Source organism: Streptomyces sp. CNZ301, from assembly GCF_004217425.1.
Map to the genome: position 1 here is coordinate 1,667,475 of NZ_SHLG01000001.1, position 16,576 is coordinate 1,684,050.

The 16,576-nt window shown below is 71.1% G+C and carries 11 protein-coding genes; 5 read left to right on the forward strand and 6 right to left on the reverse strand.

Going from position 1 to position 16,576, the window contains the following annotated elements:
• Positions 1 to 95 precede the first annotated feature (95 nt).
• Together EV375_RS07315 and EV375_RS07320 are read left to right on the forward strand one after the other, a co-directional pair.
• Positions 96 to 1,829: an ABC transporter ATP-binding protein gene (locus EV375_RS07315; protein WP_130298725.1), complete on the forward strand. Its 1,734-nt coding sequence runs from the start codon at positions 96 to 98 to the stop codon at positions 1,827 to 1,829.
• Complete coding sequence (locus tag EV375_RS07320) at positions 1,826 to 3,748, forward strand: ABC transporter ATP-binding protein (protein WP_130298726.1); 1,923 nt, start codon at positions 1,826 to 1,828, stop codon at positions 3,746 to 3,748. The genes EV375_RS07315 and EV375_RS07320 overlap by 4 nt, the downstream gene beginning before the upstream one ends.
• 42 nt (positions 3,749 to 3,790) lie before the next feature.
• Here the strand turns inward: EV375_RS07320 and EV375_RS07325 are convergent, their stop codons facing one another.
• The 3 genes from EV375_RS07325 to EV375_RS07335 form a co-directional block, all read right to left on the reverse strand.
• Entirely contained in the window at positions 3,791 to 4,930 is a 1,140-nt protein-coding gene (locus EV375_RS07325; protein WP_130298727.1) for an RNA polymerase sigma factor, read from the reverse strand.
• Positions 4,931 to 5,247: 317 nt separating this feature from the next.
• Positions 5,248 to 7,170, reverse strand: coding sequence for a DNA primase (gene dnaG, locus EV375_RS07330; protein ID WP_130298728.1), 1,923 nt, complete (start codon positions 7,168 to 7,170; stop codon positions 5,248 to 5,250).
• 123 nt (positions 7,171 to 7,293) lie between these two features.
• The gene (locus EV375_RS07335) at positions 7,294 to 8,574 is read right to left on the reverse strand and encodes an FAD-dependent oxidoreductase (RefSeq protein WP_130298729.1); all 1,281 of its coding nucleotides are present in this window, start codon (positions 8,572 to 8,574) and stop codon (positions 7,294 to 7,296) included.
• An 804-nt stretch (positions 8,575 to 9,378) separates the two neighbouring features.
• Here EV375_RS07335 and EV375_RS07340 point away from each other — a divergent pair.
• Together EV375_RS07340 and EV375_RS07345 are read left to right on the forward strand one after the other, a co-directional pair.
• On the forward strand, positions 9,379 to 10,551 hold the full coding sequence (locus tag EV375_RS07340) for an exo-alpha-sialidase (protein WP_130298730.1): 1,173 nt from the start codon (positions 9,379 to 9,381) through the stop codon (positions 10,549 to 10,551).
• Between the two features lie 82 nt (positions 10,552 to 10,633).
• Positions 10,634 to 12,007: an Nramp family divalent metal transporter gene (locus EV375_RS07345; protein WP_207228006.1), complete on the forward strand. Its 1,374-nt coding sequence runs from the start codon at positions 10,634 to 10,636 to the stop codon at positions 12,005 to 12,007.
• 122 nt (positions 12,008 to 12,129) lie between these two features.
• Here the strand turns inward: EV375_RS07345 and EV375_RS07350 are convergent, their stop codons facing one another.
• The 3 genes from EV375_RS07350 to EV375_RS07360 are packed head-to-tail and all read right to left on the reverse strand — an operon-like array spanning position 12,130 to position 15,313.
• Positions 12,130 to 12,945 (reverse strand): DeoR/GlpR family DNA-binding transcription regulator, encoded by an 816-nt coding sequence (locus EV375_RS07350; RefSeq protein ID WP_130298731.1) that lies wholly within the window; start codon positions 12,943 to 12,945, stop codon positions 12,130 to 12,132.
• Between the two features lie 32 nt (positions 12,946 to 12,977).
• The gene (gene pdxA / locus EV375_RS07355) at positions 12,978 to 14,027 is read right to left on the reverse strand and encodes a 4-hydroxythreonine-4-phosphate dehydrogenase PdxA (protein WP_486588342.1); all 1,050 of its coding nucleotides are present in this window, start codon (positions 14,025 to 14,027) and stop codon (positions 12,978 to 12,980) included.
• The gene (locus tag EV375_RS07360; protein ID WP_486588343.1) at positions 14,024 to 15,313 is read right to left on the reverse strand and encodes a four-carbon acid sugar kinase family protein; all 1,290 of its coding nucleotides are present in this window, start codon (positions 15,311 to 15,313) and stop codon (positions 14,024 to 14,026) included. Before EV375_RS07360 ends, pdxA begins: the two co-directional genes overlap by 4 nt.
• A gap of 253 nt (positions 15,314 to 15,566) precedes the next feature.
• On the opposite strand from EV375_RS07360, the gene EV375_RS07365 reads away from it, so the two are divergent.
• Entirely contained in the window at positions 15,567 to 16,547 is a 981-nt protein-coding gene (locus tag EV375_RS07365) for an aldo/keto reductase (protein WP_486588344.1), read from the forward strand.
• The last annotated feature ends 29 nt before the right edge of the window (positions 16,548 to 16,576 follow it).

Consider the following 16,576-nt stretch of genomic DNA (forward strand, 5'->3'; position numbering starts at 1 on the left):
GCCGAAAATAGGAATACGCGGCGCCCGGTCCGCGAGTAGCGTCGACCGCCCGCTTTCGCGCTCCAACGAAGTGCTTTTCCGTACGGGGGACCCTTGTGCTGATACGCCTGCTCCGTGAGCATCTGCGCCCCTACCGGCGCCCGGTGACCGCTCTGGTGCTGCTACAGCTGCTGCAGACGTCCGCCACTCTCTACCTCCCCACGCTCAACGCCGACATCATCGACAACGGTGTCGTGATCGGTGACACCGGCAACATCCTCGGCTACGGCGCCGTCATGCTCGCCGTCTCCTTCGCGCAGGTGGTCTGCAACATCGGTGCGGTGCTCCTCGCGGCGCGCACCGCGTCCTCGGCCGGCAGGGACATCAGGGCGAGGGTCTTCGACCGCGTGCAGACGTTCTCCTCGCGCGAGGTGGGGCGCTTCGGCGCCCCGTCCCTGATCACACGCACCACCAACGACGTCCAGCAGGTGCAGATGCTGGTGCTGATGACCTTCACGCTGATGGTCTCGGCGCCGGTCATGTGCGTCGGCGGCGTCATCATGGCGCTGGACCAGGACGTGCCGCTCTCGTCGGTCCTGGTGGGCGTCGTGCCGGTGCTGGCGGTGCTGGTGGGCCTGATCGTGCGCCGGATGCGTCCGCTCTTCCGCACCATGCAGGAGCGGCTCGACGGTGTGAACAGGGTGCTGCGCGAGCAGATCGGCGGCATCCGCGTCATCCGGGCATTCGTCAAGGACGAGTACGAGCGGCGGCGCTTCCAGGAGCACAACAGCGGACTGACAAACGTGCAGCTGCGCGCCGGACGGCTGATGGCGCTGATGTTCCCGACGGTGATGACCGTCGTGAACGTCTCCAGCGTCGCCGTGGTCTGGTTCGGCGCGCACCGCGTCGACAGCGGCGGGATGCAGATCGGCGCGCTCACGGCGTTCCTGGCGTACCTGATGCAGATCGTGATGTCCGTGATGATGGCCACCTTCATGTTCATGATGGTTCCGCGCGCGGAGGTGTGCGCCGACCGCATCACGGAGGTCCTCGGCACCTCTTCGAGCGTGGTACCGCCCGCGGCGCCCGTACGGGAGCTGCGCCTCCGCGGCGTGCTGGAGCTGCGCGGAGCCGGCTTCCGCTACCCCGGGGCGGAGGCCCCCGTCCTCCACGGCATCGACCTCGTGGCACGTCCGGGCGAGACGACGGCGGTGATCGGCTCCACGGGCAGCGGCAAGTCGACTCTTCTGGGCCTGGTGCCGCGCCTGTTCGACGTCACCGAGGGCTCCGTGCTCGTCGGCGGCGCGGACGTGCGGAATCTCGACCCGGAGCTGCTGGCCGGGACGGTGGGTCTGGTGCCGCAGCATCCGTACCTGTTCTCCGGGACGGTCGCCTCGAACCTGCGCTACGGACGTCCCGACGCGAGTGACGAGGAGCTGCGGGAGGCGCTGGAGACCGCGCAGGCACGCGAGTTCGTCGCGGCCATGGACGGCGGGCTCAATGCGCCGATCGGGCAGGGCGGCAACAACGTCTCCGGCGGCCAGCGGCAACGCCTCGCCATCGCACGGGTGCTGGTGCACCAGCCGGAGATCTACCTCTTCGACGACTCCTTCTCCGCCCTCGACTACGCGACCGACGCGGCGCTGCGCGCGGCCCTCGCCCTGCGCACGGCGGACGCGACGGTCCTCATCGTCGCCCAGCGGGTCTCCACGATCCGCGACGCCGACCGCATCGTCGTGCTGGAAGAGGGACGGGTCGCCGGCACCGGCCGGCACCACGAACTGATGGCGGACAACGAGACATACCGGGAGATCGTCCTGTCCCAGCTGACCGAACAGGAGGCGGCGTGAGCGGCCCCGCACGGATGCTCGGCGGCGGCGCACCGCCCCGGCGCTCCACCGACTTCCGCGGATCGGCGAAACGCCTGCTGGGGCAGTTCCGGCCCGAACGGGCCACGCTCACCGGCATGGTGGCGTTCGGGCTGGCGGGCGTGGGCCTCAGCGTCCTCGGTCCGAAGATCCTCGGAAACGCCACCGACCTGATCTTCGCGGGCTTCATCGGGAAGCAACTGCCCGACGGGGCAAGCCGCGAGCAGGTCCTGGAGCGCATGCGCGGCGAAGGGGACACCGGCGTCGCCGACATGCTCTCGGGCACGGACTTCACGCCGGGCCGGGGCATCGACTTCGGCGCGCTCGGCGACGTGTTGCTGCTGGTGCTCGCGGTGTACGCGGCGGCAGGGCTGATGATGCTCGTCAGCGGGCGCCTGTCGGTGCGGGCGATCAACAACACGGTCTTCCGGCTGCGGGAGCAGGTCGAGGCGAAGCTGTCACGGCTGCCGCTGTCGTACTTCGACAGGCAGACCCGTGGCGAGGTCCTCAGCCGCGTGACGAACGACATCGACAACATCGGCCAGACCCTGCAGCAGACCCTGGGCCAGATCGTCAACTCCGTGCTCACCGTGGCGGGTGTGCTGGTGATGATGTTCTGGATATCACCGCTGCTGGCTCTCGTCGCCCTGGTGACCGTGCCGCTGTCGCTGCTGGTGGCGACGCGGCTGGGCAAGCGCGCACAGCCCCAGTTCGTGCGGCAGTGGTCGGAGACGGGCAAGCTGAACGCGCACGTCGAGGAGATGTACACCGGGCACACGCTCGTGAAGGTCTTCGGGCGGCAGGAGGAGTCCGCCGCGGCCTTCCGGGAGCACAACGAGGCGCTGCACAGGGCGAGTTACAAGGCGCAGTTCGTCAGCGGCATCATGCAGCCGGCGATGATGTTCGTCGCGAACCTCAACTACGTGCTGGTGGCCGTCGTCGGCGGTCTGCGGGTCGCCTCGGGTGTGCTGTCGATCGGCGACGTGCAGGCGTTCGTGCAGTATTCGCGGCAGTTCACCCAGCCCCTCAACCAGATCGCCTCGATGGCGAACATGGTGCAGTCCGGGGTCGCGTCCGCGGAGCGCGTCTTCGAGATCCTCGACGCGGACGAGCAGTCGCCGGAGCCGGAGCACCCGGCCCGTCCCGCGCGGGTGCGCGGCCGTGTCGAACTGGACCGCGTCTCCTTCCGTTACGACGCGGACCGCCCCCTCATCGAGGATCTGTCGCTCACCGTGGAGCCGGGCAGCACCGTCGCCATCGTGGGGCCGACCGGCGCCGGCAAGACCACGCTGGTCAACCTGCTGCTGCGCTTCTACGAGACGCGCGGCGGCCGGATCCTGCTGGACGGCACGGACACGGCCGGGATGAACCGTGAGGAACTGCGCTCCCGCGTCGGCATGGTCCTCCAGGACGCGTGGCTCTTCGGCGGCACCATCGCGGAGAACATCAGCTACGGGGCGCAGGACGCGAGCCGAGAGCAGGTCGAGGAGGCAGCGCGCGCGGCACACGCCGACCGTTTCATCCGCACCCTGCCCGACGGCTACGACACGGTCCTGGACGAGGACGGCACAGGCGTCAGCGCCGGCGAGAAGCAGCTGATCACCATCGCCCGTGCCTTCCTGTCCGACCCGGTCATCCTCGTCCTGGACGAGGCGACCAGTTCCGTCGACACCCGCACCGAGGTGCTCATCCAGCAGGCCATGGCGCGGCTGGCGCACGGCCGCACCAGCTTCGTCATCGCCCACCGCCTCTCCACCATCCGGGACGCCGACGTGATCCTTGTGATGGAGAACGGGTCGATCGTGGAGCAGGGTTCGCACGGCGAACTGCTGGCGGCGGACGGCGCCTACGCCCGCCTGTACCGGTCGCAGTTCGCGGCCGCCGTCGTGGAGGTCGACTGAAACCCGCCGGAGGTCCGGCGGAGCCACCGCCGCGGTGAGCGGTCAGTCGAGGTAGCCGCGCAGCTGGTCGGCGAAGGCGTGATCGCGGAGCTTGGTGAGGGTCTTGGATTCGATCTGCCGTATGCGTTCCCTGGTGACGCCGAAGAGGACGCCGATCTCCTCGAGGGTGCGCGGCCGCCCGTCGTCGAGTCCGTAGCGCAGCTGCACGACCTTGCGTTCGCGCTCGCCGAGTGTCGAGAGCACCGCTTCGAGATGTTCGCGCAGCAGGAGGAAAGCGGCGGACTCCACGGGTGAGGGGGCGTCGCCGTCCTCGATGAGGTCGCCGAGGTTGACGTCCTCCTCCTCGCCGACGGGCGCGTGCAGCGACACCGGTTCCTGCGCGAGGCGCAGCACTTCGATGACGCGTTCACCGGTGAGGCCGAGATGTGCGCCGACCTCGTCCGGCGTGGGTTCCTCGCCCCGCTCCTGGAGCAGCCTCCGCTGGACGCGCACGACGCGGTTGATCAACTCGACGACGTGCACGGGCACCCGGATCGTACGGGCCTGGTCCGCCAGTGCGCGGGACATCGCCTGCCGGATCCACCACGTCGCGTACGTCGAGAACTTGTAGCCGCGGGCGTAGTCGAACTTCTCGACCGCCCGTATCAGCCCCAGGTTGCCCTCCTGGACCAGGTCCAGCATGGTCAGTCCGCGTCCGATGTACCGCTTCGCTACGGAGACGACGAGGCGCAGGTTCGCCTCGATGAGCCGCCGCTTGGCGATTCTGCCCATGACGACGAGCTGGTCCAGTTCGTGCGCGAGACGTCCGTCGGGATGGGTGGCCGGATCGGCGAGCTTCTGCTCGGCGAAGAGGCCGGCCTCGACGCGGCGGGCGAGTTCGACCTCGTCGGCGGCGGACAGCAGCGGGATGCGTCCGATCTCGCGGAGATACTGCCGGAAGAGGTCGGCGGAGGCGCCGCTGCCCGCGGGTTCCCGCTTCTCCTGAACGGCGGGGGCCTCGGGTTCCGCGGACGGCGGGCCCGGCGGGGCGGGGGCGATGTGCGCGGCCGGCCGGTCGCCCGGAGGCGGCCAGTCCGCAGGCCGGACGGGCGGAGCTTCGGGAGCGGGAGCCTGGGCGGCGGGCCGGGTTGGAGCCGTCGGGGCGGCCGGAGGAGCCGCGCTGGTCAGGGTTCGGGTCTGCACGGGGGGCGACCTCCAGTGTGCTCGCTGCCGGTACGGGGGGAGGCGTACATGCTGTTCGGATCCGAGGGACCATCCGGCAGCGCGGCCGGCGCACGCCCCGTTCCGAGGACTCAAGCACCGCCCACCAGTGTGGGGTACGACACACTCCGGTCACGAGGGTCGTGCGCCCAGTTTTTGAAATGGGCGGTGACTTGTCGCATACGTACCGCCACGGCCGGGCGGAGCGTCGCAGGAAGGAAGGCGGCGGACGCAGGGAGGTGACGCGGGCGCAGCCGTGGACCGGACGGGCCGGCGGGCCCGGCAGCACCCGGGACGTGTCAGAGCGCCGCCGCGCCCCGCTCCTGAAGTGAGCGGCCGTACTGCGTGAGCGTCCAGATCTCCTGGCGCACGGCCGCCGAACGTTCGTCGTCGCGCTGGGCCTCCAGGCGCCTGGCGCTGCTTTCGAGGTCCGCGATGCGGGCGTTGACGGCTGCGAGGCGCACGGCGACGAGCTGCATCCCCGCGTACATCTCGTCCGGTTCGCGCCCGCGGGCGCTGCGCAGCGGCTCGACGACCAGTTCGTGCACGAGGGCCCGCACGGTGTCGTCCGGCGCGGCGGCACGCACCCTGTCGACGAATTCGTCGTCTGCGCCGGTCACGCCTCCGGCGGCCTCGACGGCCTTGCGGACGGCCGCGTAGGGCGGGGCGGTGAACTCGTCCGTCTCGTAGGCGTCGAAGGCCGGCGCCACCAACTCCGGGCGCTGCAGGGCAAGTTTGAGCAGTTCACGCTCGACACGGTGGGCCGGGCTGCGCAGGTTCAGAGCGGGGCCTCCTCCGCGTGCCGCCGCGGACGGCGCCGCCTCCGCGCCACGGCCGGCGGGCCCCGGGCCGGTGGCGCGCGTGCCCGCACGGCCCGCCGGCGGGCTGCCCGCGCGCCGCCGGGCCAGCTGACCGAGGCGTCGCACCACGAACTGCGTGTCGAGAATGCCGAGGAGCCCGGCGAGGCGGACGGCGTACTCGTGCTGGATCGAGGGGTCCTTGATCTGCGCGACGACGGGCGCCGCCTGCTCCAGCGCGGCCGAACGGCCCTCCGCCGTATCGAGGTTGTGCTGCTCGACGATCGAGCGGATCGCGAACTCGAAGAGCGGGGAGCGGTCTTCGACGACCTTCGCCACGGCCTCGTCGCCCTCGGCGATCCTCAGCTCACAGGGGTCCATGCCCTGCGGTGTGATCGCGATGGAGGTGCGGGCGGCGAACTTCTGGTCGTCCTCGAAAGCGCGCAGCGCCGCCTTCTGCCCGGCGGCGTCCCCGTCGAAGGTGAAGATGACCTCCGAGCCGGAGTTGTCCATCAGAAGCCGGCGGAGGATCTTGATGTGCCCCTCGCCGAACGCCGTGCCGCTGGTGGCGATCGCCGTCGTGACGCCGGCGAGGTGGCAGGCCATGACGTCCGTGTAGCCCTCGACGACGACCGCGCGGTTGCCCTTGGCGATGTCCTTCTTGGCGAGGTCGATGCCGTAGAGCACCTGGGACTTGTGGTAGATCGCCGTCTCGGGGGTGTTGAGGTACTTCGGGCCGTTGTCGTCGTCGCGCAGCTTGCGGGCTCCGAAGCCGACGACGTCGCCGGTGATGTCGCGGATGGGCCACATCAGCCGGCCCCGGAACCGGTCGATGGGGCGGCCGTTGCGGGCCTCCTGCGCGAGCCCGGACCCGGTCAGCTCCCGGTCGGAGAAGCCCTTGCCGCGCAGGAGCCGCACCAGGTGGTCCCAGCCTGCCGGGGCGTATCCGATGCCGAAGTGCTCCGCGGCGGCCTGGTCGAAGCCGCGCTCGGTCAGGAAGCGGCGGCCCGGCTCGGCCTCGGGGCCCTGAAGCTGCTCCGCGTAGAACTGTGCCGCCACCTTGTGCGCCTCGACGAGGCGGGTGCGCTCGCCCTGCTGACTGGCGCGGCCGTAGCCGCCCTCCTCGTACCGCAGCGTGATGCCCGCCTGACCGGCGAGGCGTTCGACGGCCTCGGAGAAGGAGAGGTGGTCGACCCGCATCACGAAGTCGAGGGTGTCGCCGCCCTCCTGGCAGCCGAAGCAGTGGAAGAGGCCCTTGGCCGGGCTGACGTGGAACGAGGGCGACTTCTCGTCGTGAAAGGGACACAGGCCCTTCATGTTGCCGCCGCCGGCGTTGCGCAGCTGGAGATACTCGGAGACCACGGCGTCGATGGGCACCGCCCCCCGCACCGCCTTCACGTCCTCGTCGTTGATCCTTCCCGCCACACCGGGAATTGTACGGCGGGCCGCCGACACCCCAGCCCGCCCGGGAGGGGTGGCGGCAGCCGCTCCTCAACCGCTCGCCGCGTGCGGCACGTTGCGTTCAGCGCGGCCGACGCCGGAGCGCCGTCATCCCTTGCTGTCGCCGTCGCCGCGGCCGAGGTCGGTCAGCGGCACGCCCGGGTCGGCGAGCGCGTCCGGCGCGACGGGCACCCCGGAGCGGATCAGGTCCTGGACGGCGCCGGTGACGTCCCACACGTTCACGTTGAGGCCGGCCAGTACGCGGTTCTCCCGCAGCCAGAACGCGATGAACTCGCGCTTGGCGACGTCCCCGCGGCACACCACCTGGTCGTAGGTGCCGGGCGGCGCGTAGCCGGAGTACTCCATGCCCACGTCGTACTGGTCGGAGAAGAAGTAGGGCACCCGGTCGTAGACGACCTCCCGCCCCAGCATCGAACGTGCCGCCGCGGGACCGCTGTTGAGGGCGTTCGCCCAGTGCTCGACGCGCAGCCACTCCGCCCAGGGAGTCTCCCGCAGGGACGCGACGTCACCGGCCGCGTAGATGTCGGGATCGGAGGTGCGCAGCGCGGAGTCCACGGCCACTCCCCCGCCGTGCCCTTCGGCCAGTTCCAGCCCCGCCGCCTCGGCGAGCGCGGTGCGGGGTGCGGCGCCGATGGCGGCCAGCACGTCGTGCGCGGGGTGCTCGTCGCCGTCGTCGGTCCGAACGGCCTGCACCATTCCGTCCACTCCGACGATCTCCGACGGCCGCGCCCCGAAGTGGAACCGCACGCCGTGCTCCTGGTGCAGGTCGGCGAAGAGCATGCCCATCTCGGGGCCGATCACGGAGTGCAGCGGCGTCGCCTCCGGCTCGACGACGGTGACCTCCGCGCCGTACTCACGTGCGGCCGCCGCGACTTCGAGGCCGATCCAGCCGGCTCCGGCGATGACGAGGTGCCCGTTCTCCTGGCCGAGCGCGGTCAGCCGGCCGCGCAGCCGGTCGGCGTGTGCGAGGCGGCGCAGGTGGTGCACGGAGGCGAGGGAGGTGCCGGGGATGTCCAGGCGGCGGGGTTCGGCGCCGGTGGCGAGCAGCAGCTTGTCGTAGTGGAGGCGGGTGCCGTCGCCGAGTTCCAGGCTCTTGTCGGCGCGGTCGAGTCGTACGACGGTCTGGCCCAGGTGGAGTTCGATGTCGGCACCGGCGTACCAGGCGGGCTCGTGCACGAACACGCTCTCGCGCTCGTCGGAGCCCGCGAGATACCCCTTGGACAAGGGCGGACGTTCGTAGGGGTGGTCGCGCTCGTCGCCGATCAGGATGACCCGGCCGGTGAAGCCTTCGGCTCGCAGGGCCTCGGCGGCTTTCGACCCGGCGAGCCCTCCGCCCACGATGACGAACGTCCGGTGTGCGTCGACCACTTGGTTCCTCCTCGCTGACCTGACCCCCCGACGGAAACATCCACGTGCGAGCGTCCCGCATACAGCGGGCAGCGGGAAGAGGCCGCGGGCCTGGGGCGGGCACAACCGGACACGAACGGGCCCGCACGGCCGGCTGCCGCCCGGATGTCCGGGGCCCGCACGGTCCGAGCGGAGTCGGCCCAGGGCCCGGCGCTCGGGGCTCGGCGCTCGGGCTCGGGCTCGGGCTCGGGCTCGGGGCGGAGTTCACCGAGGTCCGTCCCCAGGCGCCCGACAGGAATGCGTGAAACGCGCACACGAGCCGCCCACTTCGTCAGGAACCCGACTACTGCGACGGCACCGCTTCGCCGTCGCCGAGGGGTGTTCCGCAGCGCATCCCGACCGCACGGCACCGCGTCCAGCAGGTGTCCAAGTCGTCGACCTCCGGACTCGCGAGGCGTCCGGCCCCGGTCCGGACAGTGGGCCGTCGCTTTCCGCGGCAGTGCGGTCACGAGAACGACCTGCGTAAAATACGCGAGATGTCTTGCGCGCTTCGCGCAATGGTGCCAAGGTGCGTGACCACCACAGAGTCCCGTGGGCGGATCACGGACGGAGGAGAGCGATGGGCACCTCAGGCATCAGCCCTCCCGCACTGCCGTGGCGTTCACCGGCCCTGGGCACCGACGTGCCGAAGCCGGCCGGTGCGCGGCGCGACGGGCCCGCGCGACGGGCGCACCCGATCCGGCACCCGATCCGGCACCGGGTCCGGCACCCGGTCCGGCAACGTCAGGCCGCCACGGGCGACTTCAAGGCAGTACGGAGGCATGGATGAACAGTCGGCCGAGCGGCTCCGGGACTGCCGGCGGCGGTGCTCTTACCGCTCACGGTGCAAGCGGTGCCGCACCCACCGGGAGCTTCCTCCCGGCCCCGAGCGTGCAGTGCCATGCCGCGAACCTTCTCCTGCTGCCGGACGGATCCCTCGGCTGCGCGTGGTTCGGCGGCACGCAGGAGGGCCTCTCCGACATCGCCGTCTGGTTCTCCGTCCTGGGGGCGGACGGCGCGTGGTCCGCGCCGGTGAAGGTCAGCGACGACCCGGCGCGGTCGGAACAGAACCCGGTGCCGTTCGTCGCCGGACCACACGAGCTGCGCCTCTTCTACACCGCCCAGAACGCGGGCGAACAGGACACGGCGGAGGTCCGGCTGGCATCGTCCCGCGACGGTGGCCGGTCGTGGGAGACGGCGGGAGCCGCGGTGCCCGCCGTGGAAGGGCTGGGCGTCTTCGTGCGCCAGCCGCCGCTGTTCCTCGACGACGGCCGGCTGCTGCTGCCCGTCTTCTACTGCCCGCGGCCGCCGACCGGCCGCTGGGTCGGCGACGAGGACTACAGCGGGGTGCTGGTCTCGCAGGACGGCGGGGCGACATGGACCGCACATCAGGTGCCCGGGAGCACGGGCTGTGTGCACATGAACGTCCTGCGTCTTCGCGACGGCTCGTTCATCGCCCTCTTCCGGCGCCGGCAGGCCGACTTCATCCACCGCAGCCACTCTGCCGACGGCGTCACCTGGAGCACCCCCGTGCCCACGGAGCTGCCCAGCAACAACTCCTCGATCCAGGCGGTCGTGCTCCACGACGGCCGCGTCGTCGTGGCCTACAACCACAGCAGCGCGGCGGACGCGGTCGAACGCCGCTCCTCCCTCTACGACGAGATCGACGGCTCGGACAACGAGACCCCGACGCCCCCGGGACTCGCCTTCTGGGGAGCGCCGAGGGCGCCACTCACGCTGGCGGTGTCCTCCGACGGTGGCCTCACCTGGCCGGTGAGCAGGAACGTCGAAGAAGGCGACGGCTACTGCCTCACCAACAACTCCCGCGAAGGGCTCAACCGCGAGCTGTCCTACCCCTCCCTCGTGCAGACCCCCGACGGTCTCCTCCACCTCGCGTACACCCGTTTCCGTCAAGCCATCAAGCATGTGCGGCTGCACCCTTCGTGGCTCGACGCCTGAGCGGCGCCGACCGCCCCGCCACGACCGGTCCGCGGACCTTGCCGTGCGCCCCCGTACCCCGCCCACAGCCTGGGAGTCCCCCGTGAAAGTTCAACAGCAAGCATCAACGGAGAACGCGCAGCACAAGCCTCTGCCACCGACCACCTTCATGGGCTTCCTCAAGGGCATGGGCCCCGGCATCGTGGTCGTGCTCTCCTGGCTCGGAACCGGCGATTTCATCAGCTCCGCGGTGTCCGGGTCCACGTACGGGTACGCCCTCATATGGACGCTGATCCTCGCCGTGGGGTCCCGCTACTTCATCGTCTCGACCATGTCGAAGTACCAGCTGTGCAACGCGGTCGGGGACCGGACGATCCTCGACGGGTACCGCCGACTGTGGAAAGGCTTCCCCCTCTACCTCGGGATCACCACCTGCGTCCTCGGCTTCGTCTATGTCTCGTTCCTGCTCGTCGCCGCGGGAACGGCGCTCAACCACCTCGTCGGCGGCCTGATTCCGCTGGGTTCCTGGGGGACGCCCTCGTGGGCGATCGTGGTCGCCGTGGCGGCGACCTGGCTGGCCTTCCTCAAGCGCAAGCACTACCGGGGGCTGGAGATCCTCGCGCAGGTGACCATGGCGGCACTCGTCGGGTGCTTCCTCGTCGCGCTCATCGGCACCGGTGTCGACGTCTCCGCCCTCGTCAAGGGTCTGGCGTTCGACCTCCCGCCGGGAGGGGACGGGTACATCACGGCCGTCACAACGGCGGTCGCACTCATCGGCGCGGTCGGCGGCTCGGCGGCGAATCTGCTCTACCCCTACCTCATGCACGAGAAGGGCTGGCGAGGCCCCGAGTTCCGCCGGCTCCAGCGGTACGACCTCATCACCGGCACATTGGTGATGTTCGGTCTGGTGCTCGCGGTGTGGGTGGTGGCAGCCGAGACGCTGCACGGCACGGGCGCGAGTGTCGATTCCGAGCAGGGCCTCGTGCTGATGATGGAGCGCGCGGTGGGGCCGGCCGGACCGACCCTGATGTGGCTGGCCATCTTCTTCGTCGTCTTCGACAACATCGTGACGCAGCCCCGCGTGTTCGTGCAGATGCTGACCGAGTCGGTCTACAAGTCCCGGCCCGATCGGCTCCGCCGGCTCCAGGCGGCCTCCCCGGCCACGGCACCGGACCAACTGCACCACACCGACAAGCTGTTCAAGTGGGTCCTGCTGTTCATCACGCTCACGCCCGTCGTCTTCGCCTTCCCCTTCGCACCCGACCTGATCGTCCTCACGCTGCTCGGCAACGGACTCAGCGTCCTCACGGTGCCGGCCCTCATGGTCGGACTGGTGACCATCACGATGCGCAAGGACCTGATGCTCCCCGGCCACGCCAACAAGTGGTGGGAGAACCTGATGCTCGCGGGCATCGGCGCCGTGGGGATATGGGCGACGTACGAGCTGGTGATCGCCATCGCGGGGACGGTGTCGTAGGTGCCGGGTCTCAACTCGGGCATCTGACGGGGGACTTGCCCGTCCTGACCCAAAGTTCCGATGAGCCGGGCCGGAGACGAAGCTCCGGCCCGGCTCATGAGGTGTTCCGTCCGCGCGGCCCGCTATTCCTCACCGAGGCCCTGCGGGGGTACCGGCGAGACCTCCGAGGGCTCGGCGAGCACCACCTCGACGCCCTCGGCGCGGAGGGCCTCCACGCTCGCCGGCTCCGCCGAGGCGTCGGTGACCAGGGTCCAGCCGGGCGGAAGCGTCGCCCAGGCGTGGAACGGGCGGCGGCCGAGCTTCGCGGCGTGGGCCAGTACGTAGACGTGGTCGGCCCTGCGCGCCATCAGTTCCTTCAGCCGGGTCTGCCGCAGGTCGGCCTCGCAGATGCCGTGCTCGTGCGAGACCCCGTCCGTGCCGAGGAAGACGCGGTCGAAGGTCATGCGCTCCAGGGCGGCCTCGGTCAGCGGACCGATGAACCCCTGGCTCAGCGGTCGCAGCGTGCCGCCCAGGCATTCCACGTGCACCGTCTCGACGTCGGAGAGCTCCTGAAGAGCCGTCAGCCCCGTGGTCGCCACGGTCACCTCCCGTGCCGTGCGCAACTCGTGGGCGAGGGCGCCGACGGTGGAGCCGGCGTCCAGCAGCAACGACTCGCCGGCCTGCACCTGCGCCGCCGCCCAGCGTGCGATGTCCCGCTTGGCCTCGTACGCCTCACCTGTGCGCTGCCGCAGCGACGCCTCCGGATGGGCGGTCAGGGCCATGGCCCCGCCGTAGGTGCGTGCCAGCTGCCCGTTCGTGGTGAGCTTGGCCAGGTCGCGGCGGATGGTGGAGGCGGTCACGCCGAACAGCCGGGAGAGCTCCTCGACGCTCGCGAGACCCGTGGTGTTGGCGAGCTGGACGATACGGTCGCGCCGGGCCTGGGATCCGATGGCAGACATCTGTCTCTGTCCTCTGGGCGATGTGCCGGTGGTCAACGGGCGGGCGAGGATGACATTTCGGCCGCCTGCCGCAGAGCCTCGATCATGCTACCGGCCTCCGCCACGCCCGTACCGGCGATGTCGAACGCGGTGCCGTGGTCGACAGATGTGCGGATGACGGGCAGGCCGACCGTGAGGTTCACACCGGCCTCGATGCCGAGGACCTTCACGGGACCGTGGCCCTGGTCGTGGTACATGGCCACGATCAGGTCGTAGTCACCGCGGGAGGCCAGGAAGAAGGCGGTGTCGGCGGGGAGCGGCCCGCGGGCGTCGATGCCGTCGGCACGGGCGGCCTCGAGGGCCGGAACGATCTTTTCTTCTTCCTCGCCGTATCCGAACAGGCCGTTCTCGCCGGCGTGCGGGTTGATGCCGCACACACCGATGACGGGGCGCGTGGTCCCGGCCCGCACCATCGCCGCGTGGCCGCGGCGCACGGTGCGTTCCACCAGTCCCGGCTCGATGCGCTTGATCGCGTCGAGGAGACCGATGTGCGTGGTGACGTGAATGACCTTCACCCTCTCCGTGGAGAGCATCATCGACACCTCGTCGACGCCCGTGAGATGGGCGAGCAGTTCGGTGTGACCGGGAAAGAGGTGGCCTGCGGCGTGCAGGGCCTCCTTGTTGAGCGGTGCCGTGCAGATGCCCTGCACGTCTCCTGCGACGGCGAGTTCGGCGGCGACGCGTACGTACTGGTAGGCCGCGTCGCCCGCCACCGGGGACAGCTCCCCCCAGGGCAGGTCCGCGGGGAGCAGGCCGAGGTCGACGACGTTGATGCGGCCCTCGCCGAACCGGGCGTCGCCGGGGCCGTCGATGGGGACGACCTCACATTCGACGCCGAGGATGTCCGCAGCCCGACGGAGCCGTTGGGCGTCGCCGACGACGATGGGGCGGCACTCACGCAGGGTCTCCGGGTGGAGCAGCGAGGGGACGACGACCTCGGGACCGACGCCGGCGCCGTCGCCCATGGTCACCGCGATGACCGGGAGCGGACGGCGGTCGGTAGCGGGCCGGTCGGCCGGGACAGTGGCGGGTGCTGCGTTCACAGGGCTTCTCCTTGCGCTACGGGCGGCAGTTGTGCGGCGGGCGTGGCGGACGTTTCCGGGGAAGGGGGCCGGTGCGGTGGTCGCAGCGCGCGTGCGATCCGCAGGAGGGAGTCGCCGTCGCCGAAGCTTCCGGGGCGGGTGACGACCGTCCGGCCGTCCGGTGAGCGCGAGCAGACGGCACCGTGGTGGATCTGGCCGGCGGGCGCCAGCTCGGTGATGCCGAGCGCGTCGAGCACGCACCGGGCGGTCTCGCCTCCGGTGAGTACGAGATCGGCCCGCACCGGCACGTCCGCGACGGAACGGGCGAGGGCGGTCACGAGGCGCCGGCCCGAACCGGGGCTCACACCCTGGGAGTTGTCGATGCTCACCACCGTGGTGCCGGACGCGGCGACTTCGAGCCGAGGGGGCTCGGCCGTGCCGCCGAGCACATCCGGGGACAGGACGATGTGGTCCACTCCGTCCGACGCCAGTTGCGCGATCTGCGCAACGACGCCCGGTTCCGCGGTACCCACCACGACGAGAAGGGGCCGGTCGGCCGAGGAGCCGGGCGGCAAGAGCTCCTCGGCTTCGGCCTGTTGGCGGGGCCGGCTCTCCGCGAGGCGGCGTCCGAGGGCGACGGCCAGCCCTCCTGCGCCCAGAAGCCGGAATCCCGGGCCGAGTCGGAGTGCCGCTTCGGCGACGGTGTCCAGGTCCGCCTGCGTCTCGGCGTCGCAGACCGGGTGCCTGCCGGCTCCGGCGGCGGTGCGCAACCGGGCCGCGAGCACGTCCACGCCCGCCCGCACGTCGGCGAGCCGCACCGCCGTCGTGGGTATCGCGCCGAGGGAGGAGGAGACCGAGCGGGGAACGGGACCGGGCTCGGCCCGCCACGCGTCCGTGGCGTGCAGCGGTGTGCCGTGCAGATGCACCACGCCGTCGCGGACGGTCCTGCCCGCGACCGGCACTGCGGGCGCGATCACCACGGCCTCGGCGCCCGACGCGTAGGCGGCCGTCTCGGCGGCGAGGTTCCCGCGCAGCAGCGAGTCGGCCTTCTTGAACAGCACCGCGCCGCCCGGTGTCCCGGCTGCCAATGAGGTGCGGACGGCACGGGCCGCCTCGTCCGCCGGAGACCTCCGGGTGTCGAGGTCGGCCACGACGGCTTCCCCGGGGGCCGGGTGCGCCACCGCCGGGCCCAGCACGAGCCTGCTGCGGACACCGAGCGCCGCGGCGGTCTCGGCCGCGCCGGACAGGTCGTCCGCGAGGGCGAGCACGGGGCGGGGGGCCCGCTGGCTGCGGGTCACAGGGGACACGTTGAACCTCCTGGGGCCGGGCCGGGTTCGTGCCGGTGCACCGATGATGACACAGCTTGCACAAAATGCGCGAAGCCTCTTGCGCGAAACACGCAACCGTGCCACCTTTTCGGGAACGCAGCACCCATGGATCCCTCGCCCGTCTCCGAGGGCGTCGGCACCACCCCGGCACCTTCGTCGCATGGGCAGCGAGCCCCGCCCCCTCATCGCCTTTCATCGCCTGCCATCGCCTTTCACGGAAGGACCGCACCCCGTGACCACCGGCTCAGTCCTGCCGAACGTCCCCGTTCCGCTCTCCCGGCTCGTTCTGGGCACGATGACCTTCGGCGACACCGTCGACGCCAAGGGCGCCGCCGCCATGCTGGACGTGGCACTCGAAGCCGGCATCACCGGTGTCGACACCGCCAACGGCTACGCGGGCGGCGAGAGCGAGCGCATCCTCGCGGGACTGCTGCCCGGCCGCCGTGACCGCATCGTGCTGGCCACCAAGGCCGGCATCCCGCACCCCGACCAGGCCGGGCACGCTCCGCTCTCCGGAACCGGACTGCGAGCGGCCCTGGAAGGCAGCCTGAAGCGGCTGGGCACCGATCACGTCGACCTCTTCTATCTGCATCAGCCCGACCGGGCCACGCCGCTCGCCGAAACCCTCGCCGCAGTCGCCGACTTCGTGACCGAAGGCAAGGTCCTCGCTCTCGGTGTCTCCAACTACGCGGCCTGGCAGATCGCCGAACTCGTGCGTGCCGCCGACGAGACGGGCGCGCCCCGTCCGGTCGTCGCCCAGCAGTTGCACAATCTGCTGGCCCGCCGCGTCGAGGAGGAGTACGTCGAGTACGCGGCCACCAGCGGCCTGCGCACCATGGTCTACAACCCGCTCGGCGGGGGCCTGCTCACCGGCGGCCACCGCTTCGAGCGGATCCCCGCAGAAGGCAGGTTCGGCGACTCCAAGCTCGCCGCGATGTACAAGCAGCGCTACTGGGACGAGCGCCTCTTCGCCGCCGTCGGGGAACTGGCCGGGATCGCCGACGGGGCAGGGGTTCCGCTCACCGAACTCGCCCTGCGCTGGCTGCTCGGCCGCCCCTCCACCGACGCGCTCCTTCTCGGCGGTTCCCGGACCGGGCATCTGCGCGCCAACATCCGCAGCGCACAGGCGGGCCCGCTTCCGGCGGACGTCGCCGCGGCATGCGATGAGGTGGGAGCGGCGCTGCGCGGCCCCATGCCCGCGTACAACCGCTGATCACACCCGCCGAGCACACCCGCTGGCCA